The organism is Phenylobacterium sp., from assembly GCF_036501465.1.
Classification (GTDB): Bacteria; Pseudomonadota; Alphaproteobacteria; order Caulobacterales; family Caulobacteraceae; genus Phenylobacterium.
Genome location: NZ_DASYAF010000146.1, coordinates 1 through 23,877, shown reverse-complemented (window position 1 = coordinate 23,877; position 23,877 = coordinate 1). Strand labels below are relative to the sequence as shown.

The following is a 23,877-nucleotide window of genomic DNA, read 5'->3' as shown; positions in this document are numbered from 1 at the left end:
GATCGGCCCCGGACCATTACGGTCCGCGCCAAATCATCCCCTATCCCGAGAGTTCGATGAAAAAGCTTCTCCTGAGCGCCGCCGCCGTCTGCGCCCTGTCCGCCGCCGCCTACGCCGCCTCTCCGAGCGACTCCAAGTTCGATCCCAAGCTGCTTTCCGAGCACATCAAGGTGCTGTCGTCCGACGCCTTCGAGGGCCGCGGGCCGGCGACGGCGGGCGAGGTCAAGACCGTCGCCTACATCACCAAGGCGTTCAAAGCCGTCGGCCTGCAGCCCGGCGGCGACAAGCTGAAGACCGGCGCCCGGTCCTGGACCCAGAACGTGCCGCTGGCCGAGTTCGATATCACTGGCCCGGTCAGCTTCACCGTGAAGGCGGGCGGCCAGACGGAGAGCTGGAAACAGGGCGACCAGATCGCCATCCGCGCGCCGGAGACCGGCGTGAACCACATCGACATCAAGGACGCCCCGGTGGTCTTCGTGGGCTATGGCGTCAAGGCTCCAGAAAGAAGTTGGGACGACTTCAAGGGCGTCGACCTGCACGGCAAGCTGGCTCTCGTCCTAGTCAATGACCCCGACTACGAGACCGGCGTCGGCGTCTTCGGCGGCAAGGCCATGACCTACTACGGCCGCTGGACCTACAAGTACGAGGAGGCGGCGCGCCAGGGCGCCCTGGGCTTCATCGTCATCCACGAGACCGGCCCGGCCAGCTATGGCTGGAACACGGTCAAGAACTCCAACACCAACGCCGTCTTCGACATCATCCGCAAGGATCCGACCAAGGACCACGCGCCCATCGAGGCCTGGATCCAGCGCGACCAGACGGTGAGTCTGTTCAAGAAGGCCGGGCTCGACTTCGAGGCCCTGAAGAAGGAGGCCCAGACGCGGGCCTTCCACCCGGTGACGCTGAAGGGCGTGAGTTTCTCGACCAGCTTCAAGGTGGCCGCCAAGCACGTCATCTCGCACAACGTGGTGGGCGTGCTGCCGGGGACCAAGCATCCCAATGAGCGGATCATCTACACCGCCCACTGGGACCACCTGGGTATCGGCCTGCCCGACGCCAAGGGCGACCGAATCTACAACGGCGCGGTGGACAACGCCTCCGGCGTCTCCGGCCTGATCGAGCTCGCCCGCGCCTTCGCCCATAGCCCGCGCACCCAGCGCACCGTCCAGTTCATGGCGGTGACGGCGGAAGAGAAGGGCCTGCTGGGCAGCGAATACTACGCCACCAACCCGCTCTATCCGCTGGCCACCACGGTCGCCGACATCAACACCGACGGCGGGGCGGTGAACGGCCCGGCCAAGGACATCAGCGTCTCCGGCGACGGCGGCCTCACCCTGCAGGACGACCTGATCAAGGTGGCCAAGGAACACGGCCGCTACTTCACCCCGGACGCGCGGCCCGAGGCGGGCAGCTTCTTCCGCTCCGACCACTTCTCCTTCGCCAAGCAGGGGACGCCGGCGCTCAGCTTCCATTCCGGCCTGGACCTGGTGAAGGGCGGGACCGCCGCCGGCCGCGCCGCCGCCGAGGCCTATACCCGCGACCGCTACCACCAGCCCGCCGACGAGTTCGACCCCAACTGGGACCTGACCGGCATGGCCCAGGACCTGTCGATCCTCTACGACCTCGGCACGGACCTGGCGAACAGCCGCGAGTGGCCGACCTGGAAAGCGGGCTCGGAGTTCAAGGCGGCGCGGGACAAGACGGCGGGGCTACGGAAATAGGCTTGGCCTGCGCTTTTGCCCGCTCGTCCCGGCGGAAGCCGGGACCCAAGTTGAGATGGGTCGTTTGCAAGGGCGCTTCGGACCACTCCGAAGCGCTTTTGCTTTGGAACGGCCGCTTGGATCCCGGCTTTCGCCGGGACAGCCGGTTGGAACATCTTGAGAACGCGGCTGGCCGCCGTTAGGGTGCGCCCTCGCGCGGGAGGACCTCATGGCTGAGAGCGGCAAGCTTCGTTTCGGGATCGGCGGCTGGACCTTCGAGCCCTGGCGCGGGGTGTTCTATCCGCAGGGCCTGCGCCAGGCCGACGAGCTGAGCTACGCCGCCGCCAAGCTCACCGCCATCGAGATCAACGGCACCTACTATTCCAGCTTCAAGCCGGACAGCTGGGCCAAGTGGCGGGCCGCCACGCCCGACGGGTTCAAATTCGCGGTCAAGGCCTCGCGCTTCTGCACCAACCGCAAGGCGCTGGCCGACGGCGGCGAGAGCGTCGCGAAGTTCCTCAACCAGGGCCTCAGCGAACTCGGCGACCGGCTGGGCCCGATCCTGTGGCAGTTCGCGCCCACCAAGAAGTTCGACGCCGACGACTTCGAGGGCTTCCTGAAGCTGCTGCCCGCCAGGCAGGACGGCCTGCCGCTCATCCACGTCCTGGAAGTGCGCCACCCGAGCTTCGTCGACCCGGCCTTCGTGGCTCTGGCCCGCAAGCACGGGGCGACCATCTGCCTGGCCGACCACTTCAACTATCCGATGATCGCCGACGTCTCCGGCGAGGTCGTCTACGCCCGCCTGCAGACCGGCTCGGACGACAATCCCACCGCCTACAAGGAAGCCGACCTCGACGCCTGGGTGAGCCGCTTGCGCACCTATGCCGCGGGCGGCGCGCCCAGCGACCTGAAGATGGCCGCGCCGAAGGATCCCGCGCCGGTCAAGCCGCGCGATGTCTACGCCTTCGTGATCCACGAGGGGAAGGTGCGCGCGCCGGCCGCCGCCATGGCGATGATCGAGAAGGCGAAGGTCTGACCCCGAAACGCAAACGGCGCCCCTCGGCGAAGAAGGGGCGCCGCCGCGTGGTCGTCCACGGGCCGTACTCGTGGCCCTTGGGCGAAGCCCTTGCGGACGGCCATTGTCCCCCAACCGTCCGCGGCTCTTAGCGCCAATCCGGGACACTTTCCCCGGTCGGACGCACGCTGGGTGAGCTGGTCTGCAAACGCCGCGCCGCGGGCCGCCTTGACCGCCCCGGCGTCAGGGCGCTTGGCTGGCGGCCAGCCACAAAGGAGGACGCCCCGATGGCCGAGCTTTCCCTCGAAGACCTGATGTTCAAGCCGGGCCTGATGAAGGGCCAGCGCATCCTGATCACCGGCGGCGGCACCGGGCTGGGCAAGGTGATGGCCGAAGGGGCCATGATGCTGGGCGCCGACGTCTATATCTGCGGCCGGCGCGGCGGGGTGGTCGAAGACGCCGCCAAGGAGCTGATGGAGGCCCATCCGGCCAGCCAGGGCGGCGGCAAATGCGTGGGCATCGCCTGCGACATCCGCGTGCCGGAGGCGATCGCCGACATGGTCGACACCGTCTGGGCCGACGGCGGGGCGCTGACCGGCCTGGTCAACAACGCCGCCGGCAACTTCATCAGCCGCACCGAGGACCTGTCCTCGCGCGGCTTCGACGCCATCGCCAACATCGTCTTCCGCGGCTCGTTCTTCGTCACGCAAGAGTGCGGCAAGCGCTGGCTCGCCGAAGGCAGGCACGCCTCGGTCGTCTCGATCCTGACCACCTGGGTCTGGCACGGCGGGCCGTTCACGGTGCCGTCGGCCATGTCCAAGGCCGGGCTCAACGTCATGACCCAGTCGCTGGCGGTGGAGTGGGGCAACCGCGGCGTGCGCTTCAACGCCATCGCGCCCGGCCCCTTCCCGACCGAGGGCGCCTGGGCGCGGCTGAACCCCGGCGCGGGCACGGCCAGCGAGAAGAAGGATGCGACCATCCCCTTGAACCGCAACGGCGAGATGCGCGAGCTGGCCAACCTCGCCGTCTACCTGCTGGACCCCGGCTCGGCCTATGTGAACGGGCAAACGATCGCCATCGACGGCGGCGGCCACCTGCGCGGCGCCGGCGGCTTCGCCCGGCTGTCCGAATGGGGCGACGAGGAATGGGCCGCGGCCCGGGCCTCGATCCAGTCCGCCAACGAGAAGGACCGGGCCAAGCGCACGGTGTGATCTTCAGCGGACCTTTGATTTCGGCGGTGGGAACCGTACAGTGACGCGCGTCACTTTTTGAGTCTCACCGTCGACGGATCCCGCCTTCGTGTCACAGGTCGCCTACCTCAACCCCGGCAAGCGCGAGCAGACCAAGGTCGCCAACCGCCAGGCGATCCTCGACGCCGCGCGCGAGGTGTTCGGCGAGCTGGGCTATGACACCGCCACGGTGCGCGACATCATCCGCCGCACGGGCCTCGCGGCCGGCACCTTCTACAACTACTACCGCTCCAAGGAGGAGGTGTTCGCCGCCCTGGCCGACGACGGCGCGCGGCGCTTCGCCCCGATCCTGAAGGGCCTGCGCGGCAAGGGCTATTCCTTCGAGGACTTCGTCCACAAGGCGATCAGCGCCTATTTCAGCTTCATCGCCGAGGAGCAGCGGGTGTGGATCGAGCGGCGGCCGGCCGGCGAGCCCCATCCGCACGTGCATGGCGAGACCCCGGAGATGGCCGCCGTCTTCGCCGAGATCCGCGACGCGCTCGCCGAGGATATCGCCGAGCGCAAGGGGCCCTTCGCCGACCCCGACTACATGGCCGCCGCCTGCATCGCCATCGCCCGCGACGTGGGCGAGAAGATGCTCGAGCGCCGACCCGTGGACACCGCCGGCGCCACCGAGTTCGTGGTCACCATGATCCTGGGGGGCCTGAAGGGCCTGCCCAAGGCTCAGGACTAGAGGATGGCCAGCCCCGCCACCCAGCGCATGGTGGTCCGCAAACTGTTGAGCTTGCCGACGCCGATGCTGCGGCTGATGGCGGGCGGCGGCGTGGTCTACCAGGGCGGCCGCACCCTGGACCCGCGCCTGCAGTACCTCGCCGCCCAGTCGCGCGGCGCGCCGCCCATGACCACGCTTTCGCCGGAGGAGGCCAGGCGCGCCAACGACGCGGCGCTGGCGGTGATGACCGGCGACCCGGAGCCCGGCGTCACCTTCCAGCCGGTGACCATTCCTGGCCCCGGCGGCATGATCCCGGCGCGCGCCTACCGCCCGGCGCTGCAGAACCCCGAGACCCCGCTGATGGTCTTCGCCCACTTCGGCGGCGGGGTGATCGGCGGCCTGGAAACCTGCCACGCCTTCTGCTCCATCCTGGCGGCGACGACCCACGGGCCGGTGCTCAGCGTCGACTACCGCCTGGCGCCCGAGCACCGTTTCCCGGCCGGGCTGGAGGACGTGGCCGCCGCCTACCGCTGGGGCCGCGAGCATGCGCCGGACTTCGGCGCGCCCATGGCCCAGGCGGCGATCGGCGGCGATTCCATGGGCGGCAACTTCGCCGCCGTCGTCTGCCAGGAGTTGAAGAAGGCCGGTGAGCCGCAGCCGGCGTTGCAGCTCTTGATCTACCCCTGCGTGGACGTGGCCTGCGAGAGCGCGTCCATGACCACCTACGCCGACGCCTTCCCGCTGACCCGGGCGATGATGGACTGGTTCATGGGCCACTACATGGGCCCCGGCGACAGCCCCGCCGACCCGCGCCTGTCGCCGCTGCGGGCCAAGGACGTCTCCGGCCTGGCGCCGGCTGTGGTGGTGACCGCCGGCTTCGATCCCCTGCTGGACCAGGGCGAGGCCTATGCGCGCCGGCTGAAGGAGGCCGGCGTTCCGGTGGTCTACCGCTGCTACGACGCGCTGGCCCACGGCTTCACGGCCTTCACCGGCGCGGTCCCCTGCGCCGACGTCGCCTGCCGCGAGGTGGCGGGCCTGGTGCGCGAGGGCTTCGAAGGCCGGATTTCCTGATGAAGGCCCCCCAATGAGGGCGCTCGTGGTCGAGCGTCTGGCGCCCGGCTACGCCGGCTGCCTGGTGAAGGACATCCCCACGCCCAGGCCCGGACCCGGCGAGGTGCTGATCGAGGTCCGCGCCGCGGCGGTGAACTTCCCCGACCTCATGCAGACGCGAGGCGAGCACCAGCACAAGCCGCAGGTCCCCTTCGTCCCCGGCATGGAGCTGGCGGGCGTGGTCGCCGCGCTCGGCGAGGGCGTCACGGACTTTGCGGTCGGCGATCCGGTCTGCGGCGGCGGGCGGGGCGGCATGGCGCAATATGCGGTGCTGCCGGCGGCGGGCCTGCGCCGCAAGCCCGAGACACTGAGCTTCAGCCAGGCGGCCGGCTATCCGGTAGCCTACCTGACCGCCTATGTCGCCTTCGAGCGCTGCGCGCGCCTGCAGCCCGGCGAGTGGGTGCTGATCCACGGCGCGGCGGGCGGCGTGGGCCTGGCCGCCGTGGACCTGGCGCAGATCATGGGCGGCAAGGTGATCGCCGCCTCGGCCTCCGACCGCAAGCTGGCGGTGATCGAGCAGGAGTACGCGCCCGAGGCCACGGTCAACGTCACGCAGGGCTTCCGCGAGCGGGTCAAGGCGCTGACCGGCGGCAAGGGCGCCGACGTGATCTACGATCCCGTGGGCGGCGACGTCTTCGACGAGAGCCTCCGCTGCATCGCCTTCGGTGGCCGCATCCTCTCCATCGGCTTCACCTCCGGCCGCCTGCCGACGTTGCCGGTCAACATCGCCCTCATCAAGGGCTTCAGCGTCATCGGCGTGCGCGCCGGCGAATACGGCCGCCAGTTCCCCGAAAAGGGCGCCCAGAACCACGAAGCCATCTGGAAGCTGGCCGAGGACGGCAAAGTCCGGCCGCGGGTCGACGCGGAATATCCGCTGGCGGACTGGCGGAAAGCCTTCGATTCCCTCGCCGACCGCCAGGTGATCGGCAAGACCGTGGTGCGGCCGGATCTCTGAGCCACGCAGGCGTGTCATCCCGGAAAGCGCGCAGCGCTTGTCCGGGACCCATAAGCGCCGCGCCGCCGGAAGGAGCGCGGCGTCCGCGCCGCGCGGCGCCCTGAAGGGCGGAGTCTATGGGTCCCGGTCTTCGCCTCTGGCGAAACCGGGATGACACCTGGGTGCGCGCCTTCGCGAGGAATGCGGTAAAGAGGACAGCCGTCAGTTGACACCACGGCCCTCTTCCACTATCCACCGCCGCTCGATTTTCGACCCGGAGCCACCCCGTGAAGCGGACTTTCCAACCGTCGCGCCTCGTTCGCGCCCGCCGCCACGGCTTCCGCCTGCGCATGTCCACCAAGAATGGACAGAAGGTCCTGGCCCGTCGTCGCGCCAAGGGCCGCAAGCGCCTCAGCGCCTAAGCCTCGCGCTTAAGCTAGGGTGTCGGCTGATGTCCGACGCCGCCTTCCGCATCGAACGCCTCAAGAAACGCCCGGACTTCCTGGCCTGCGCCCGTGCGCCCGCCTGTGCGCGGGGCGCCGTGCTGGTGCAGGAGCGCCGCCGCGACCCCGATCAGCAAGCGGCGCCGCCGCTGGTCCGCGCCGGCTTCACCGCCACCAAGCGGATCGGCGGGGCCGTCGAGCGCAACCGCGCCAAGCGCCGCCTGCGCGAGGCCGCACGCCTCTTGCTTCCTGAATTGGGCTCCCCAGGTTTCGACTATGTGTTCATCGCCCGCGGCGGTGTGACCACCCGCCCGTGGCCTCGGTTGCTTGACGATATGAAAAGCGCGCTGATAAGGCTCGCCGCCGACCGCGACCGCCCTGCGACCTAGGGCCAATGCTTCTTACCCGGACTGCGCCCGCTCCATGAACGACGACTCCGGCCGCAACACGATCATCTTCCTCGTGTGCGCGCTCGCGCTTTTCATCGTCTACCAGGTCTTCGTGCTGGAGCCCGCCCAGAGGCAGAAGGCCGCCGAGGCGAAGGCCCATCCGCCTGCCGCCGCGGCCGCCCACGCCGGCGCGCCCGCCCTCAGCGCCCCGCCGGTCGCCACCCGCGCCGCGGCCGTGGCCGCCAGCCCGCGCGTGCCGCTGGCCACCCCGTCGCTGAAGGGCTCGGTCTCCCTGCGCGGCGCGCGCATCGACGACCTGTTCCTGACCCAATACGCCCAGACCACCGACAAGAACTCGCCCCCCGAGGAGCTGCTGAAGCCCGAAGGCACGGCCTTTCCCTGGTTCGTGGACTTCGGCTGGGTGGGCCAGAACGTGCCGAACCTGCCCGGCCCGCTCACCGTCTGGACGCTGAGCCAGGGCGCGACCCTGGCCCCCGGCGCGCCGGTGACGCTGACCTATTCCAACGGCGCGGGGCTCACCTTCACGCGCCGGATCGAGGTCGATCAGCATTACATGTTCACGGTCACCGACACGGTGGCCAACACCGGCGCGGGCGCGGTGACGCTCGCGCCCTACGGCACGGTGCAGCGCCAGGGCGTGCCGCCCGAGCCCGGCCGCACCGGCGTCGTGCATGAAGGCGTCATCGGCTATCTGGCCGGCCACGACCGCGCCTTCACCTACAAGGACCTGTCGAAGGACGCCGGCCAGACCCAGCAGTTCGACAGCGCCGGCGCCTGGACGGGGATCACCGACCGCTACTGGCTAACCGCCCTGATCCCCGCGGCCGCCGAGCAGGTTCACGCCGTCTATCGCGACGCCAAGGCCGGCAACCTGGACGTCTACGAGGCCAACTACACCGGCGCGGCCCGGACCATCGCGCCCAACACCCAGATCACCGTCTCCCAGCATCTGTTCGCCGGGGCCAAGAAGCTGCCGTTGCTGCAGGCCTATGAAAAGGACCTGGGCATCGCCCACTTCGACGACGCCATCGACTGGGGCCGGTTCTTCTTCTTCCTGACCCGGCCGATCTATCTGTTCCTGACCTTCATCTACCAGCGGGTCGGCACCTTCGGCGTGGCCATCCTGATGCTCACCGTCGTCGTGCGCCTGGCGTTCTTCCCGATCGCCAACAAGCAGTACGAGTCGATGACCAAGATGAAGAAGGTGCAGCCGCTGATGGAGGAGCTGCGCCGCCGCTTCAAGGACGACCCGGCCAAGCAGCAGCAGGAGATCATGGCGCTGTACCAGCGCGAGAAGGTCAACCCGCTGGCCGGCTGCCTGCCGATCCTGCTGCAGATCCCGGTGTTCTATTCTCTCTACAAGGTGCTCAACATCTCCATCGAGATGCGCCACGCGCCGTTCCTGGCCTTCAACGACCTGTCGGCGCGCGACCCGACGACCATCTGGAACCTGTTCGGCGCCATTCCCTGGAACCCGGCGCACGCGCCGCTGATCGGTGGAATCCTCGACACCAGCCTGCACATCGGCATCCTGCCGCTCGCCTACGGCTTCACCATGTTCCTGACGACCTCGATGTCGCCGCAGACCGGGGTGGACCCGACCCAGCAGCGCATCTTCCAGCTCATGCCGCTGTTCTTCATGTTCATCATGGCCCCGTTCGCCGTGGGCCTGTTGATCTACTGGACCTGGTCGAACGTGCTCACGACGCTGCAGCAGTATGTGATGATGCGCCGCTTCAAGGTGGACAACCCGATCGACCGCTTCTTCGCCCGGCTGGGCGGCAAGAAAGCCCCGGCGGGGTGACCGAGCCGGTCTTCTCCGCGGACGAGCTGGAGGCTGCCCGCGTCCTCTTCGCCCACGACGTCAGCTTCATGATGGGCGCGGTGCAGATCGCGGGCCTGCCGCCCGCCGACCTGCCGGAGGTGGCCTTCGCCGGCCGCTCCAACGTGGGCAAGAGCTCGCTGATCAACGCCGTGGCCGGCCGCCTCCACCTGGCGCGGGCCTCCAACGAGCCCGGTCGCACCCGGGAGGTGAACTTCTTCGTCGCCGATGGGAAGCTGCGGCTGGTCGACCTGCCCGGCTACGGCTTCGCCCGCGCCGGCCGCAAGGACGTGAGGAAGTTCCAGAACCTGGGCCGCGACTACCTGCGCGGCCGGCCCAACCTGAAGCGGGCCTTCCTGCTGATCGACGCCCGACACGGGCTGAAAGAGGTGGACACCGAGGCGCTGGACGCCTTCGACATCGCCGCCGTCTCCTACCAGATCGTGCTCACCAAGGCCGACAAGCTGAAGACCGCCGAGGTCGACGCGGTGGTGGCCCGGACCCTGGCCCGGATCGCCAAGCGCCCCGCCGCCTTCCCGCGCGTGCTCGCCACCTCGGCCGAGAAGGGGACGGGCATTCCGGAACTGCGCGCGGAAATCCTGCAGGCCTGCGCCGTCTGACGCCTCGGGAGGATCTCACGCCCGCTCATCCCGGCGAAAGCGGGGGCCCAAGCTGAGCCGGATCGCTGACCGGGGGCCGCGCCAGTTCAAAACGCCCCATGGGTCCCGGCTTTCGCCGCGATGACCGGCTTGATAAAGCGGGGGCCATGCTGAGCACCGACACCCGCACCGTCTACGACGCCGACCTCAACCTGTTCCGCGACCAGGTCCGCAAGTTCTACGACAAGGCGCTGATCCCCCACCTCGACCGCTGGGAAGAGGAGGGCGTGGTCGACCGCGGCTTCTGGCTGGCGGCGGGCGAGGCGGGCATCCTCTGCCCACAGGTCCCCGAGGAATACGGCGGCCTGGGCGTCGACTACCGGTTCAACGCGGTGATCGGCGAGGAGCTCTCCTACGCGGGCTCGTCGGCGGGCATCACGCTTCAGTCCGACATCGTCGTCGACTACATCATCAACTACGGCTCCGAGGAGCAGAAGCGGCGCTGGCTACCGGGCATGGTCTCGGGCGAGGTGATCACCGCCATCGCCATGACCGAGCCGGGCGCGGGGTCCGACCTGCAGGGCGTGCGCACCACCGCCGTGCGCGACGGCAACCACTACGTCGTCAATGGCTCCAAGACCTACATCACCAACGGCCAGAGCGCCGACCTGATCGTCGTCGTCGCCAAGACCGACCCAGCCCAGGGCTCGCGCGGCATCAGCCTGATCCTGGTGGAGGCCGACCGCTCCGGCTTCAAGCGCGGCCGCAACCTCGACAAGGTCGGCCAGAACTCCGCCGACACCTCGGAGCTGTTCTTCGAGGACGTGCGGGTGCCGATCACCAACTGCCTGGGCGAGGAGGGCAAGGGCTTCGCCTACCTGATGAACCAGCTGCCGCAGGAGCGGCTGCAGATCGCCATCGCCGGGCAGGCCGGCGCGCAGCGGGCCTTCGACGAGGCGGTGAAGTTCACCAAGGAGCGCAAGGCGTTCAAGCAGACCATCTTCGACTTCCAGAACACCCGCTTCACCCTGGGCTTCCTGAAGGCCAAGCTGCAGGCCGGCTGGGCGCACATCGACTGGGCGATCGCCCGGCACCTGGAGAAGAAGCTGACCGCCGCCGAAGCCTCCGCCGCCAAGCTGTTCCACACCGAGCTGCAGTGGGAAGTCTGCGACGCGGCCCTGCAGCTGCATGGCGGCGCGGGCTACATGAACGAGTACCCGATCGCGCGCCTGTGGCGCGACGCCCGCGTCCAGCGCATCTACGGCGGCACCTCCGAGATCATGAAGGAAGTGGTGGCGCGCTCCCTCTAAAAACCTCTCCCGATTTCGGGAGAGGGGGACCACGAAGTGGTGGAGAGGGCGCTGCCCCATCCGCGGCGGAACGGTCGACGCACGTCGCCAACGCCCCCTCCGTCAGCTTCGCTGCCACCTCCCCCACAAGCGGGTGAGGTTTTTGAAGCCTCAAACCGACCGCGCGAACAGCAGCAGCACATAGAGCGGAGCGGCGGTCAGCCAGGCCACCGTCATGGCGATCACCGCGGCCCGCCTTCGGCCCAGCGAGGCGAACTGCCAGGTCATGGCCAGCCCGCCCGCGATCACCACCATCTGGGCGGCGGTAAGCGCCACCTGGGCCCAGGCGAGAAGCGGCAGGTTCTGGTCGAGGCGGACCGCGAAGCCCATGAATTCGGCGAGCTTCCAGCCGTAGACGAAGGCCGCGTAGGCCGGCGGGACGGCGAGCGCGATCCCCAGGACGGCCAGCCTCCTCACGGCGCCTTCTTCACCACCTCGCCGCCCTTCATGACGAAGACCGGATGTTCCAGGACGGTGACGTCGGAGAGCGGGTCGCCGATCACGCCCACCAGGTCGCCGTAGTGGCCCGGGGTCGCCTGGCCCACGTCCTTCACCCGATCGAGCGCCTGGGCGGCGTTCAGCGTCGCGGTCTGGATCGCCTGCAGGGGCGTGGCCCCATAGCGGACCATCACCGCGAACTGCCGCGCGTTGGTCCCGTGCGGATAGACCCCGGCGTCTGTCGAGAAGATCATCTTCACGCCGGCCTTCAGGGCCTTCCTGAAGTTCTCCCGCTGGATCTCGCCGATGTCGCGGTCCTTCTTCAGGTTCTCCTCCAGCACGCCGTTCTTCTTGCCCTCGGCCTGGGTGTAGTCGGTGTTGTAGATGTCCATGCCGAAGTAGCTGCCATGGGCGATCGCGAGCCGGATCCCCTCGTCGTCCACCAGGGAGGCGTGCTCGATGGTGTCGACCCCGCCGAGGATCGCGGCCTTGATGCCGTCGGCGCCGTGGGCGTGGGCGGCGACCTTCATGCCGGCCCGGTGGGCCTCCTCCACCATGGCCTTGATCTCTTCCAGGGTGAGCTGCTGGGCGCCGGGCGTGTCGCCGTGGCTGAACACCCCGCCGGTGGCGCAGATCTTGATCACCTCGGCGCCATACTTGTGCATCTCGCGCACCCGGCGGCGGCCTTCGTCGGGGCTGTCGATCACCGCATCGCCCTTCTGGTGCATGGAGGGCGGGAAGGAATTGCTGTCGCAATGCCCGCCGGTCGAGCCGATGGCGTAGCCGGCCGGCACGATCCGCGGACCCGGAATGAAGCCGCCGTCGATCGCCTGCTTCAGCCCCACGTCCTCGAAATTGCGCGAGCCCACATTGCGCACCGTGGTGAAGCCCGCCTCCAGCGTCGCCTTGGCGTGGGTGGTCGCCAGGATCGGCCAGAAGCTGTCGGTCATCTGCAAGCGGTTGTAGCCGCCGAACAGGGGCGAGGACGTCAGGTGTACGTGCATGTCGATCAGGCCCGGCAGCAGGGTCACGCCTGGCAGGTCCACAAGGGTGGTTCCGGGCCGCAGCGGCTCGCGCGGATTGCTGATCCCGACGATCCGGCCGTCAGAGATCAGGACAACGGGATGCTCGATATACTTGCCCGTGGCCACGTCGAGCAGCCGCTCGGCGCTGACCGCCACGTCCTTCGCATCGGCCAGCGTCCCGGTCAGCACCGCCAACGCGGCCGCAACCGCCGCCACAACGCCCTTGATCCGCATACGCCGCTCCCCAACCGATGGCCTTGGCTTAGCACGGCCATCCGCCCATGACAGGCCAGCGTGACAGGGGGCGTACACTCCGCTATCGGGACGCCCGACCTTTGGCCTCCAACCACCCGAACTCCAACTTTCAGGGCGCGCCCGTGACCGACGACCCCCAAGCGCAAGGCTGGGCCACCGCCCACACCCTGGCCGAGGCCCTGCCCTACATCCAGCGCTACGATCGCGAGACCGTGGTCATCAAGTACGGCGGCCACGCCATGGGCCAGGAAGAGGTCGCCAAGCAGTTCGCGGCCGACTGCGTGCTGCTCAAGATGCTGGGCCTGCATCCGGTGATCGTGCACGGCGGCGGCCCGCAGATCAGCGCCATGCTGGAGCGCGCCGGGGTGAAGTCGACCTTCATCGACGGGCTGCGGGTCACCGACGCCCCCACCATGGAGGTGGCCGAGATGGTCCTCTCCGGCGCGATCAACAAGGAGATCGCCAACTGGATCACGCTCGCCGGTCGCGAGGCCGACGTGCGCGGCGTGGGCCTGTCGGGCAAGGACGCACGGCTGATCACCGTGGAAAAGGTCAAGCGCACCAAGAAGGACCCGGACTCGATGATCGAAGCCGAGGTCGACCTGGGCTTCGTGGGCGATCCCAAGCGGGTCGATCCAAAGCTGATCGAGGCGCTGATCTACGCCGACGAGGACTACATCCCGGTGATCGCGCCCATCGGCGTCACCGAGGACGGCCAGACCTACAACATCAACGCCGACACCGTGGCCGGCGCCCTGGCCGGCGCGCTGAACGCCAAGCGCATGCTGTTGCTCACCGACGTGGCCGGCGTGCTGGACGCCAAGGGCGATCTGGTGCGCCAGATGAGCGTCGCCGAGGCTCGCGCGGCGATCGACGACGGCGTCGCCACCGGCGGCATGATCCCCAAGCTGGAAACCGCCGTGGCCGCGGTCCAGTCGGGGGTCGAGGCGGTGGTCATCCTCGATGGCCGGCGCCCGCACGCCATGCTGGTGGAGCTGTTCACCGAGCACGGGGCGGGGACGCTCATAAACGAATGAGCGCCGATCTCACCCACATCGACACCTGGCTCTTCGACCTCGACAACACCCTCTACCCGATGGATTCCGGTTTCATGGGCCAGATCGAGGCCCGGATGACCGACTATGTCCAGCGCATCACCGGCCTGGAGCGCGAGCCGGCCTACAGGCTACAGAAGCAGTACCTGGCGCAGTACGGCCTCACCCTTGGCGGGTTGATCGAGCACTGGGGCGTCGACCCAGCCGACTACCACGCCATGTTCCACGACCTGTCGCTGGAGAGCCTGGCGCACGATCCGCGGCTGATCGCGGCGCTGGAGCGCCTGCCGGGCCGCCGGCTGATCTTCACAAACTCAGATGAGGTGCACGCCCGCCGCGTGATGCAGGCGCTCGGGCTGTCGTATCTGTTCGACGAGGTCTTCCACATCGGCTCGGCCAACTACCTGCCGAAGCCTGCGCCGGCCACCTTCGCCAAGCTGGTCGCCGACCACGCCGTCGATCCCGCCGCGACCTGCTTCTTCGAGGACCGCGCCGACAACCTGGCGCCGGCCTTCGATCTCGGCATGACCACCGTGCTGGTCGGGCCGCACGCCGAAGCTTCCAGCCAGCCGTTCGTGCGCTACAAAGCCGCCAACCTATCGTCCTTCCTGGAGGACGCCCTTCTGAAGGACGCCGCCCAGTGACCAGCAAGACCATGACCGCCGACCTGCAACGCGTGATCGAACAGGCCTGGGACGACCGCGACGCCGTCAACCAGCAGACCCAGGGGCCGGTCCGCGAGGCCGTGCTGGAGACCCTGGAGCGCCTGGACGCCGGAACCTTGCGTGTCGCGAGCCGGCAGGCGGACGGGGCCTGGCTCACCCACCAATGGGCCAAGCAGGCGATCCTGCTCTACTTCCGCCTGACCCCGAACCAGATCGTCGAGGCCGACGCGCCCGGCCCCTACTGGGACAAGATCCCGCTGAAATTCGCCGGCTGGACCGCCGCCCAGTTCGAGGCCGCGGGCTTCCGCTGCCTGCCGGGCGTGGTGGTGCGCAAGGGCGCCTACATCGCCAAGGGCGTGGTGATGACGCCGTCGTTCGTCAACATCGGCGCCTATGTGGACGAGGCCACCATGGTCGACACCTGGGCCACCATCGGCTCCTGCGCCCAGATCGGCAGGCACTGCCACATCTCCGGCGGCGCGGGCATCGGCGGGGTGCTGGAGCCCCTGCAGGCCAATCCGACCATCATCGAGGACAACTGCTTCATCGGCGCCCGCGCCGAGGTGGCCGAGGGCGTCATCGTGCGCGAGGGCAGCGTGCTCTCCATGGGCACCTTCCTCACCTCCACGACCCCGATCATCGATCGCCGCACCGGCGTCGTCACCACCGGCGAGGTGCCGCCCTATTCCGTGGTGGTCTCCGGCAGCCGGCCGAACCCGCACGACCCGACGCTGCCGTCCACCTACTGCGCGGTGATCATGAAGACGGTGGACGAACGCACGCGCGCCAAGACCAGCATCAACGAGCTGCTCAGGGACTAGGGCCCAAGGTGGAGATGGCGGACGATCTCAGCTTCGAACTGCCAGAGCTGGCGGCCGAGCTGATGGCCGCCCGCACGGTCGAGGCCCTGGAGGCGGCGCTGGGCAAGGTGGCGGGGCTCACGCCGCGCATCCGCGAGCCGCAGAACTTCGGCCACCGGCTCTTCACCCGCGGCCTGGACGCGGGCCTGGAGCGGGTCGCCCGCGCGCTGCAGCTGGCGGCCGTCCCGCCGCCCAAGTCCAACGCCAAGGTCGCCATCGTCGCCAGCCAGTTCTACGCCACCGGCGGCCACACCCGCGTGGCCCGCGACGTGGCCGACGCGCTCGGGCCCGACAACCGGCCGTTGGTCATCCTGACCAACATGGGCGACGGCTCGGTCCGCTATCAGGGCCTGCTGAACAGCGGCCTGAAGACACCCTTCGACGAGGCGGCCCTGCTGGTCGCCCAGGCGCGCACCCTGGTCGATCGGACCATCGAGCTGTTCATGATGCTGAAGGCGACCGGCGTCAGCCGCATCGTGCTGATGTGCCATCCCTTCGACGTGGTGGCGATCACCGCCTGCTGGCCGTTCCGCGAGATCGTCGACTTCCTGCACCACGCCGACCACGTGCCGGCCCTTGGCGCGGCCATGGCCTGGTCGACGCACGCGGACCTGACCTACGCCTGCCACAAGACCTGCCGGGCGGCGGGGCTGGAGCCGATCTACGCCGGCATGACCTCGACGGTCACCGAGGCGCCCGCCCACGCCCGCGCGCCCGGCCGCCTGCGCCTGGCCACCTGCGGCGACCAGCGCAAGTACGTGGGCGAAGGCCGCTTCCGCTGGGCCGACTGGGCGGTCGCCGCCCTCAGCCTGCCCGGCGCGGAGATGCGCCACATCGGGGTGATGAGCGACGACCTCCAGCAGGAGGTCCACAAGGCCCTGGCCGACGCCGGCGTCGACCCCGCCCGCTACGTCTTCGCCGGCATGGCCCCCAGCCTGCCCGCCGCCCTGATCGAGCACGGGACCGACATCTACGTCGGCAGCTATCCGTTCGGCGGCGGCAAGGCCAACCTGGAGGCCATGCTGATGGGCCTGCCGATGATCGCCCCGGCCGATGCCGACCTGGCCAACCTGTTGCGGTTCAGCCTGCCGCTGCCAGGCTGGGTGGACGTCGCCGAACCCAAGGACTTCGCCAGGGCCGTCGAGGAGGCGCTGGCGTTGGAGCCCACCTTGGCGTCTGCGGAACACGCCCGTCTGCGGGCCCGCGAGGTCGAGCGCTTCGGCCGGTGGGTCGCCGGCGAGCGGCCAGAATCGCCAGAGGCATAATCCGCCTAGTCGTAGCCGAACCGCTCCATCATCGGCGCGCAGATCGTCTTGACGGTCTGGGCCAGTTCGGGCGCCAGCGGCGTGAGCCGCGGCGAGAGGTCGATGGGCTTGTTGTACTTGGGCGAACCCCAGGGATCGGAATCGGCCTCGGGCGCGTCGCCCCACATCTGGCCCGGATCGAGGTCGTCCACCCCCAGGAACTGGGCGAGGCCGAGCTGGATCTGCTCGGTCTGCAGATCCTCATATCGGAACATGTAGAGCCGCCCGCCGAAGCTTTGCGACAACACCGTGCGGTAGGTGGAGAGATACTCCCGCGCCACCATGGCGGCCTGGCCCTGGTCGAACGGCTGCTTGGCCCCGCCGCGCTCGTGCACCTCCTGGCGCGACCGGACCACCTCATAGGGATGGCGGATCACCACCACGAACGAGGCCTCGGCCGGATAGAGCGCGCGCAAGTCGTGGAAGGAGGGCGTGAGCAGCGGGTCCTTCACGCAGAGGATCGGCGTCTGGCCCAGCGCCTGCCAGATGCGCCGCAGCGGCACGTCGGCGGCCTCGCGCATGGTGCGGCGGAAGTCCTCCGGATCGGCGAAGAAGGTGGAGGTGTGTTCCTTCCACGAGAGCTGGCCCAGGCGGTAGCTCTGCGGGATGCCGCGGAAGAAGCTGATTTCCTGGTTGTAGGGACTGACGCGCGGGGAGGTGCAGAGCAGGGCGTGCGTCACCGTGGTGCCCGAGCGCGGGGCGCCGCCGACGAACACGATCTTCTCTGGCCCCTGCTTCTCTGGCCCTTGGGCTGTCATGAACTCTCCTGCTGGACGCTCAGCGCTTAGAGGCGGCCGCGCCGGCGATCAAGTCGCACCGAACGCATAGGTCCGCTTGGCGGTGGCGCGGCAGCCTAGGCCTTCCTTGAAGCCGATCAGGCCGGGATTGGGCTGCGAGTCCTGGGTCGACGTCCCCAGGTCCAGCACGCCGCCGCGGGCGGCGCGCTCGGCGGCCAGGCCCTCGGCCAGCAGCATCACCGGCGACTCCTTGCGGCTGTCGGGCGCCTCGCCCCAGTAGAAGACATAGGTCCAGGCCGGCGTCAGCTCCAGGCTGATGGCGCCCGCCAGCGCCTGGCCGTCGCGCCCGACGATGGCGAAGCCGGTCTGGTCCGGGAAGGCCTCGGCCAGGGCGCGCACCTGCGGCCAGGCCATGGTCATCGGAAAGCCGCGCGCCGCCCGGTTCGCCGCAATGACCGCATAGGCCCGCTCGCCGTCGGCCGGATCCAGGCGGACGAAGGCGGCTCCGGACCGCTTCAGCCGGCGCAGCTCCTTCTGCTTGGTCTCGCCGAGGCTTGTGAAGAAGGCGTCCGGGCCCGCCGCCGCCAGGTGGTAGTTGAGGTCGACCTGCGCCAGCCGCCAGCCGCTGCGGAACAGGGCGTTCTCCACCGCCCCGGCCGCCGCGTCGGCGAAGCCGTCCGGCGCCAGCCTGACCTCGGCGCGCAGGCCCTGGTCGCGCAGCCAGCCGCTGGCGGCCTCGACCACCGCGGCGATCGCCAGGGTTCCGGCCCCAGGCGCCGCCGCCACGCCGCCGAACGCGCCGGTGATCGGCGAGGCCCAGGCGCCGGCCTTGCCGGCCAGCGTCAGGCTCGCCACCGCCGCGCCGTGCGAGTCCAAGGCGGTGAAGGTCTCCAGCGCCTTGCCCTGCGCATCGGCCTGGTAGGCCAGGAAGGCCGGATCGACGTACAGATGGCCGCCCAGGTCAGGCGGCGCCTGGCTGCGGACGACCGCGATCACGGCCTACTCGATCACGATGTAGGACGACTGGCCCGAGTGCAGGGGCGAGCGGCGGATCGCATAGCGGTCCAGACCCCAGGCCTCGCGCAGCGCCTCGGTCTCGCCGGGCGTGAGCGTGCTGTTGAGCTCGTCGAAGGCCACGATCGAACCCTTGGTCAGATAGGGCTTCAGCGCCTCCAGGCCGGCCTTGGTCGGCGCATAGAGGTCGAGGTCGAAGTGGGCCAGGGCGACGATGGTCCCCGGGTTGGCCTCCAGATAGGCCGGCAGGGTCTCGGTCACGTCGCCCTGCACCAGCTGGGTGCGCTCCAGGTGCGGCAGCGGATCGAGGCCGCGCCGTTCGGCCAGCAGCCCCTTCAGGCTGTCGAGATAGCCCTGGGTCAGTGACAGGCCCTGTTCCACCATCATGCCGTGGCCACCGTCCTTCACGTCCACCGAAGGGAAGCCCTCGAAGGTGTCGAAACCGATCACCGTGCGCGAGATGTTGAATGGCTCGTAGATGGTGCGGAAGGCTTCGAAGGCGGCGATATCGCGGCCCCAGCGCACGCCGAACTGCATCACTACGCCATGCACCGGCAGGATCTGGCGATAGAGCTCGTTCATGTAGAGCAGGCGCTTCATCGCCCGCACCGTCTGGAAGAGCTGCACGTTCTCGCCCAGCTCCTGGTCGGGGATCGGCGCTGCGCGGATGCGCTGGCCCAGGGTCCTCTCGGCCGATTGCAGGTCTTTGGCGACGATGGTGTCCAGGATCGCCTGATAGGCCTCGTTGATGGCGGCGTCGGTCACGCGGGAGTGTCCTCGAATTTCGATCCGCCTAACTGAACGGGGCGGATCGTGGGTTCAAGCGGAATCGCGGCCCGGCCGGACGCGGCCCCCGCGCCGCCGTTGCGTCGCCGTGGCGGCCCCCGCTACTATCGGCCCCGCGCCCGTGACGGCGCGATCGGAGAACGGACGGAACGCCTTGGCAAAGGCCCCTGAGCGGTTTGGCTTCGACCGGTTCCGCGACCTTGCGCTCGATCCGAGCCTTTCGATCAACCAGAAGATGGACGGCGTCGACGCCAGCCGCGACGGCTATGACGACGCGATCTGGGCGGCGATCCGCCAGGCCTTACCGCGCCTGGGCTCTCCCGGCGCGGACGTGCTGGACATCGGCCCGGGCTGCGGCGGCGTCGCCCACAGCCTGATCGCGCTGGCCGAGGCCCAGGGCCATCGGCTGACCCTGGTCGACCACGCTGAGATGATGGCGCTGCTGCCGCCCTCGCCCGCCGTGACCCGGGTCGCCGGACGTTTTCCCGAAGGCCTCGCCGCCTCGCCGCAAGCGGACCAGGCCTATGACGTGATCCTGGCCTACAGCGTGCTGCAGTATGTGATCGTCGACGCCAACCCGTTCGCCTTCATCGACGCGGCCCTGGCGCGGCTGAAGCCCGGCGGCGCGCTGCTGGTCGGCGACATGCCCAATTTTTCCAAGCTGCGCCGGTTCCTGTCCAGCGAGGCGGGCGTCGCCCATCACCACGCCTACATGCATACCGACCAGCCGCCGGACGTGCCGGCCTTCCCGCTGCTGAAGGACCGCATCGACGACGGGGTGGTGCTGGGCCTGGTGACCCGGGCGCGGCTCGCGGGCTTCGACGCCTATCTGCTGCCGCAGTCCGAAGCCCTGCCGTTCGCCCGCTGGCGCGAAGACCTGCTCATCCAGCGCCCGTGACCCTCATCCTGTGACCCCGACCCCGCAGCAATCGCCTGAGGCGCTGTTCCCGGACGAGTTCAAGCGCCCGACCCTGGGCATGGGCCCGTTCGAGGCGCCGGCCCTGCAGCGCAACCTGGAGATCGTCCGCGCTGCGGCCGCCGATCACCGGATGGACTGGAGCCGCTGGTTCGGCCCGGGCCAGGCCTTCACCCTGACGCTCAGCGGCCGCGAGGCGATCGGCCTGGCGCTGGACGACCTGGCCCTGCCGCGCGAGGCCGAGGTGTTGATCCTCACCACCACTGGCGGGCCCTACATCAGCGCCTGCGTGACCGAGAGCATCGAGGCGCGCTGCCGCTGGTCGCGGACGCCCGGCCCGGCCACCCGCGCCATCCTGGTGATCCACGAGTTCGGCTTCCCCGCCAGCCTGCCGCCGGAGCTGGCCACACTCAGCCTGCCGGTGATCGAGGACGTGGCCTATGCGCTGGGCAGCCGGACGCCGGACGGGACCGTCGGCCGGCTCGGCGACTACGTCGTCTACAGCTTCCCCAAGTCGATGCCGCTGTCGTTCGGCGGCCTGCTGAAATCCCCGCGGCCCGTCGCCGGGACGGGCACGCTCAGCGACCAGGCGCGCCGCGAACTGCCGGTGCTGGTCGACCACTACATGGCCGGCATCGAGGCCGCCTATGCGCGCAGGCGCGAGCTGTACGGTCTCTACGCCCGGCTCTTCGCCGCCGCCGGCTTCAAGCCCCGGCTCGCGCTGGCCGACGGCGTCGTGCCGCACGCCTTCATCGTGGCCATGGACGACCAGGCGCGCGCCATGGCCATGAAGCCCCGGCTGTACGAGATGGGCGTGATCTCCAGCGTCTACTACGGCGGCGGCGGCTACTTCCTGCCCAACCACCAGGAACTGTCGGACGCGGCGGTGGAGTACATCGTCGCCAACTTCCTGACGGCCTACGCGGCGACAGCCTAGGCCAGCACCTCGCGCACCGCCGCGGCCACGGCGTCCATGTCGCCCTTCGGCATCCCCGGCCAGAACGGCAGCGACAGCACCTCGTCGGCCAGCTGTTCGGCCAGCGGGAACTGGCCGGCCGAAAAGCCCAGGTCGGCGAACGCGCCCTGGCGGTGACAGGCGATGGGATAGTGGATCAGGGTCTCAACCCCCCTGGCCTTCAGCCCCGCCTGCAACTCGTCGCGGCGCGCGGTGCGCACGACATAGAGGTGGTGGACTGGCTCGGCCCAGTTGGCCTGCGCCGGCAGCGTCAGGCCGGCAACGCCTGCGAGCGCGTGGCCGTAGTCCGCCGCCAGCGCCCTGCGCGCCGCATTGTTCGCATCGAGGCGCGTCAGGCGCGCGCGCAGGAAGGCCGCCTGCAGCTCATCCAGCCGCGAGTTCACCCCGGCGATCTCGTGGCGGTACTTCTCCCGCGAGCCGTAGTTGCGCAGCATCTTGAGGCGCTCGGCGATCACCGGATCGTCGGTGGTGACGCAGCCCGCGTCGCCCAGCGCGCCGAGGTTCTTGGTCGGGTAGAAGCTGAAGGCCGTGGCGTGGGCGAGCGAGCCGGCGCGCCGCCCGCGATAGCGCGCGCCCTGGCCCTGGGCGGCGTCCTCCAGCACGAACAGGTTGTGCTTCTCGGCCAGCGCCAGGATCGGGTCCATGTCCGCCGGATGGCCGTAGAGCGAGACCGGCACGATCGCCTTGGTGTCCGGCGTCACCGCCGCGGCGGCCGCCGCCGGATCCAGGGTGTAGGTCCGCGGGTCCGGCTCGACCGGGACGACCTTGGCGCCGGTGGCCGCCACCGCCAGCCAGGTGGCGGCGAAGGTGTGGCTGGGGACGATCACCTCGTCGCCCGGGCCGATCCCGGCCGCGCGCAGCGCCAGCACCAGGGCGTCCAGGCCATTGCCGACGCCGATGGCGTGGGCCGCGCCGCAATAGGCCGCGAACTCCGCCTCGAAGGCCTCCAGCTCCGGGCCCAGGATCACCCAGCCCGAGTCCGCCACCCGCGCCCAGGCGGCGTCCAGCTCGGCGCGCAGGCCGGGGTCGGAAAGCCCCAGGTCGTAGAACCTGATCACGGTTCGCCGCGCCTTGGAGTTTGATTCCACGGCCGCGACGCGATGAAGTCGTCCATCTCGCGGTAGTAGTCCGCCTCGTCGTAGCGCAGCGAGGCCAGCACCACGCAAAAGGCGCCGGACGAGAAGTTCTCGATCTCCCGCCAGATGCCCGGGCCGATGTAGAGGCCGCGGCTCGGGCGGTTCAGCGTCACCGTCTCCCACACCCGCCCGTCGAACAGCTTGACGTCGAAGCTGCCGCTGATCGGCAGCACCAGCTGCTGCAACGCCTTGTGCGCGTGGCCGGCCCGCACCGAGCCGGAGGGCACGTCGTACAGATAGTAGACCCGGGCGATATCGAAGGGCACGTGCACGCCGCCTTCGACGAAGGACAGGTTCCCCCGCCGTTCGGGGATCACCGGCAGGTCGATGAATTGCGCGAGCGAGGTCGTCATCGGCGGATAACTAGGCCGATTACCCCTTCGCCGCCAAGGCGGGCTCTGAGCGGCCGGCCGTCAGCGGCTCCGCGCCGTCCGGATGTCGGCGTAGGGCGCGCCGTCCCTGTGGCTGTATTCCACCTCGCCCGGCTTCAGCACCAGGTCGATGTCGGGATAGTCGCAACCGTCGTCGTCCGGACGTCGCGAGCCGACCTCCAGGATCACCGCCTCCTGGGTCGAGCGGTTCTGCAGGTGGTGGCCGTTGGGCTGGCCGGCCGGGAAGCCCGCGCAGTCGCCGGCCCGCAGGATCTGTTCACCTTCGTCGGTGACCAGCACCACCTCGCCCTCCAGCACCCAGACGAACTCGTCCTCGGCGGTGTGCCAGTGCCGCTGGCTGGACCAGACGCCGGGCGCCAGCCGCTGCAGGTTGACCCCGAACTGGGTGAGCCCCGCCGCGTCGCCCAGCTTCCAGCGCTTGCGGTCCAGGCAGGGCGCGTCATAGGGCGGCGGATAGCCCGTGCCGAAACGGGTGGGCGCGCTTGCAATGTCGATCTTGGGCATGGGGTCGTTTCCGTCTAGGAGAGGCCCTTGAGATAGGGCCGCGCGGCCGCGGGGGCGAGATTGATCGACGCGATCAACCTGACGAAAGAGCTGATCCGCCGCCCGTCGGTGACGCCGGCCGACGCCGGCGCCATGGACATCGTCGAGAAGACCCTGGCCGGCCTGGGCTTCGCCTGCCGCCGGATGAAGTTCGGCGAGATCGAGAACCTCTACGCCCGCTATGGGACGCAGGGCCCCAACCTCTGCTTCGCCGGCCACACCGACGTGGTTCCGGTGGGCGATGAGAAGGCGTGGACCAGCGGCGCCTTCGACGCGGCCGAGACGGGCGGGGTGCTGATCGGCCGCGGCGCGGTGGACATGAAGTCGGCCATCGCCGCCTTCGCCGCCGCCGCCGCCGAGGCCGTCGACGCCGGCGCCGTGAAGGGCTCGCTCTCGTTGCTGATCACCGGCGACGAGGAGGGCCACGCCACCCATGGCACCAAGGCGGTGGTCGCCGCGCTGCAGGCCGAGGGGGAGAAGATCAGCCACTG

Annotated in this window: 26 protein-coding genes; 18 read left to right on the top strand and 8 right to left on the bottom strand. The window is 69.6% G+C overall.

Translation table 11 applies throughout. From position 1 onward, the window contains the following. The first annotated feature begins 56 nt into the window (after positions 1-56). The 11 genes from VGL85_RS15765 to VGL85_RS15715 all read left to right on the top strand — a co-directional run bounded on the left by VGL85_RS15765 (position 57) and on the right by VGL85_RS15715 (position 11,245). A complete protein-coding gene (locus tag VGL85_RS15765; protein ID WP_331589914.1) occupies positions 57-1,721 on the top strand; it encodes a M28 family metallopeptidase in 1,665 nt (554 codons plus the stop codon). 208 nt (positions 1,722-1,929) lie between these two features. Then, positions 1,930-2,736, top strand: coding sequence for a DUF72 domain-containing protein (locus VGL85_RS15760; protein WP_331589912.1), 807 nt, complete (start codon positions 1,930-1,932; stop codon positions 2,734-2,736). A gap of 266 nt (positions 2,737-3,002) precedes the next feature. Then, entirely contained in the window at positions 3,003-3,926 is a 924-nt protein-coding gene (locus VGL85_RS15755) for an SDR family oxidoreductase (RefSeq protein ID WP_331589910.1), read from the top strand. A gap of 88 nt (positions 3,927-4,014) precedes the next feature. After that, positions 4,015-4,638, top strand: coding sequence for a TetR/AcrR family transcriptional regulator (locus tag VGL85_RS15750; RefSeq protein ID WP_331589909.1), 624 nt, complete (start codon positions 4,015-4,017; stop codon positions 4,636-4,638). Positions 4,639-4,641: 3 nt separating this feature from the next. Next, complete coding sequence (locus VGL85_RS15745) at positions 4,642-5,688, top strand: alpha/beta hydrolase (protein WP_331589908.1); 1,047 nt, start codon at positions 4,642-4,644, stop codon at positions 5,686-5,688. A gap of 13 nt (positions 5,689-5,701) precedes the next feature. After that, positions 5,702-6,682, top strand: a complete 981-nt coding sequence (locus VGL85_RS15740; RefSeq protein ID WP_331589907.1) for an NADPH:quinone oxidoreductase family protein — start codon at positions 5,702-5,704, stop codon at positions 6,680-6,682. 266 nt (positions 6,683-6,948) lie between these two features. Then, entirely contained in the window at positions 6,949-7,083 is a 135-nt protein-coding gene (rpmH, locus tag VGL85_RS15735) for a 50S ribosomal protein L34 (protein WP_111457208.1), read from the top strand. 29 nt (positions 7,084-7,112) lie between these two features. Beyond that, the gene (gene rnpA, locus VGL85_RS15730; protein WP_331589906.1) at positions 7,113-7,493 is read left to right on the top strand and encodes a ribonuclease P protein component; all 381 of its coding nucleotides are present in this window, start codon (positions 7,113-7,115) and stop codon (positions 7,491-7,493) included. 34 nt (positions 7,494-7,527) lie between these two features. Next, complete coding sequence (yidC, locus tag VGL85_RS15725) at positions 7,528-9,318, top strand: membrane protein insertase YidC (protein ID WP_331589905.1); 1,791 nt, start codon at positions 7,528-7,530, stop codon at positions 9,316-9,318. Further along, complete coding sequence (yihA, locus tag VGL85_RS15720; RefSeq protein ID WP_331589904.1) at positions 9,315-9,956, top strand: ribosome biogenesis GTP-binding protein YihA/YsxC; 642 nt, start codon at positions 9,315-9,317, stop codon at positions 9,954-9,956. Before yidC ends, yihA begins: the two co-directional genes overlap by 4 nt. A 146-nt stretch (positions 9,957-10,102) precedes the next feature. Then, positions 10,103-11,245 carry an acyl-CoA dehydrogenase family protein gene (locus VGL85_RS15715; RefSeq protein ID WP_331589903.1) on the top strand — a complete coding sequence of 381 codons (1,143 nt, stop codon included), beginning with the start codon at positions 10,103-10,105 and terminating at the stop codon, positions 11,243-11,245. Positions 11,246-11,395: 150 nt separating this feature from the next. On the opposite strand, the gene VGL85_RS15710 is transcribed toward VGL85_RS15715, so the two are convergent. Continuing rightward, a complete protein-coding gene (locus VGL85_RS15710) occupies positions 11,396-11,701 on the bottom strand; it encodes a hypothetical protein (protein WP_331589902.1) in 306 nt (101 codons plus the stop codon). Further along, a complete protein-coding gene (locus VGL85_RS15705; protein ID WP_331589901.1) occupies positions 11,698-12,981 on the bottom strand; it encodes a metal-dependent hydrolase family protein in 1,284 nt (427 codons plus the stop codon). The genes VGL85_RS15710 and VGL85_RS15705 overlap by 4 nt, the downstream gene beginning before the upstream one ends. 143 nt (positions 12,982-13,124) lie before the next feature. Here VGL85_RS15705 and argB point away from each other — a divergent pair, with 143 nt between their 5' ends. From argB to VGL85_RS15685, 4 genes are read left to right on the top strand one after another with little or no spacing between them, the layout of a single operon-like run. Further along, positions 13,125-14,039 (top strand): acetylglutamate kinase, encoded by a 915-nt coding sequence (gene argB, locus VGL85_RS15700; protein ID WP_331589900.1) that lies wholly within the window; start codon positions 13,125-13,127, stop codon positions 14,037-14,039. Then, positions 14,036-14,701, top strand: coding sequence for a pyrimidine 5'-nucleotidase (locus VGL85_RS15695; protein ID WP_331589899.1), 666 nt, complete (start codon positions 14,036-14,038; stop codon positions 14,699-14,701). Before argB ends, VGL85_RS15695 begins: the two co-directional genes overlap by 4 nt. 11 nt (positions 14,702-14,712) lie before the next feature. Beyond that, complete coding sequence (gene dapD, locus VGL85_RS15690; RefSeq protein WP_331589993.1) at positions 14,713-15,543, top strand: 2,3,4,5-tetrahydropyridine-2,6-dicarboxylate N-succinyltransferase; 831 nt, start codon at positions 14,713-14,715, stop codon at positions 15,541-15,543. A gap of 14 nt (positions 15,544-15,557) precedes the next feature. Next, on the top strand, positions 15,558-16,847 hold the full coding sequence (locus VGL85_RS15685; RefSeq protein WP_331589898.1) for a hypothetical protein: 1,290 nt from the start codon (positions 15,558-15,560) through the stop codon (positions 16,845-16,847). Positions 16,848-16,852: 5 nt separating this feature from the next. On the opposite strand, the gene VGL85_RS15680 is transcribed toward VGL85_RS15685, so the two are convergent. Genes VGL85_RS15680 through VGL85_RS15670 form a run of 3 tightly spaced genes read right to left on the bottom strand, consistent with a single transcriptional unit; the run spans position 16,853 to position 19,402 of the window. Further along, complete coding sequence (locus VGL85_RS15680; RefSeq protein WP_331589897.1) at positions 16,853-17,644, bottom strand: sulfotransferase; 792 nt, start codon at positions 17,642-17,644, stop codon at positions 16,853-16,855. 48 nt (positions 17,645-17,692) lie between these two features. After that, positions 17,693-18,619: a hypothetical protein gene (locus VGL85_RS15675; protein ID WP_331589896.1), complete on the bottom strand. Its 927-nt coding sequence runs from the start codon at positions 18,617-18,619 to the stop codon at positions 17,693-17,695. A 3-nt stretch (positions 18,620-18,622) separates the two neighbouring features. Next, entirely contained in the window at positions 18,623-19,402 is a 780-nt protein-coding gene (locus tag VGL85_RS15670; protein ID WP_331589895.1) for a crotonobetainyl-CoA--carnitine CoA-transferase, read from the bottom strand. Positions 19,403-19,577: 175 nt separating this feature from the next. Here VGL85_RS15670 and VGL85_RS15665 point away from each other — a divergent pair, with 175 nt between their 5' ends. Together VGL85_RS15665 and VGL85_RS15660 are read left to right on the top strand one after the other, a co-directional pair. Beyond that, on the top strand, positions 19,578-20,321 hold the full coding sequence (locus VGL85_RS15665) for a class I SAM-dependent methyltransferase (protein WP_331589894.1): 744 nt from the start codon (positions 19,578-19,580) through the stop codon (positions 20,319-20,321). Positions 20,322-20,331: 10 nt separating this feature from the next. Continuing rightward, complete coding sequence (locus VGL85_RS15660) at positions 20,332-21,276, top strand: DegT/DnrJ/EryC1/StrS family aminotransferase (protein ID WP_331589893.1); 945 nt, start codon at positions 20,332-20,334, stop codon at positions 21,274-21,276. Here the strand turns inward: VGL85_RS15660 and VGL85_RS15655 are convergent. Genes VGL85_RS15655 through VGL85_RS15645 form a run of 3 tightly spaced genes read right to left on the bottom strand, consistent with a single transcriptional unit; the run spans position 21,273 to position 23,347 of the window. Beyond that, positions 21,273-22,373, bottom strand: a complete 1,101-nt coding sequence (locus VGL85_RS15655; RefSeq protein ID WP_331589892.1) for a DegT/DnrJ/EryC1/StrS family aminotransferase — start codon at positions 22,371-22,373, stop codon at positions 21,273-21,275. The two genes, VGL85_RS15660 and VGL85_RS15655, sit on opposite strands and share 4 nt — an antisense overlap. After that, a complete protein-coding gene (locus VGL85_RS15650) occupies positions 22,370-22,804 on the bottom strand; it encodes an FdtA/QdtA family cupin domain-containing protein (RefSeq protein WP_331589891.1) in 435 nt (144 codons plus the stop codon). The genes VGL85_RS15655 and VGL85_RS15650 overlap by 4 nt, the downstream gene beginning before the upstream one ends. Positions 22,805-22,864: 60 nt before the next feature. After that, positions 22,865-23,347, bottom strand: a complete 483-nt coding sequence (locus VGL85_RS15645; RefSeq protein ID WP_331589890.1) for a cupin domain-containing protein — start codon at positions 23,345-23,347, stop codon at positions 22,865-22,867. Positions 23,348-23,407: 60 nt separating this feature from the next. On the opposite strand from VGL85_RS15645, the gene VGL85_RS15640 reads away from it, so the two are divergent. After that, the coding region (locus tag VGL85_RS15640; protein ID WP_331589889.1) for a M20/M25/M40 family metallo-hydrolase at positions 23,408-23,877 on the top strand (470 nt) is incomplete at its 3' end.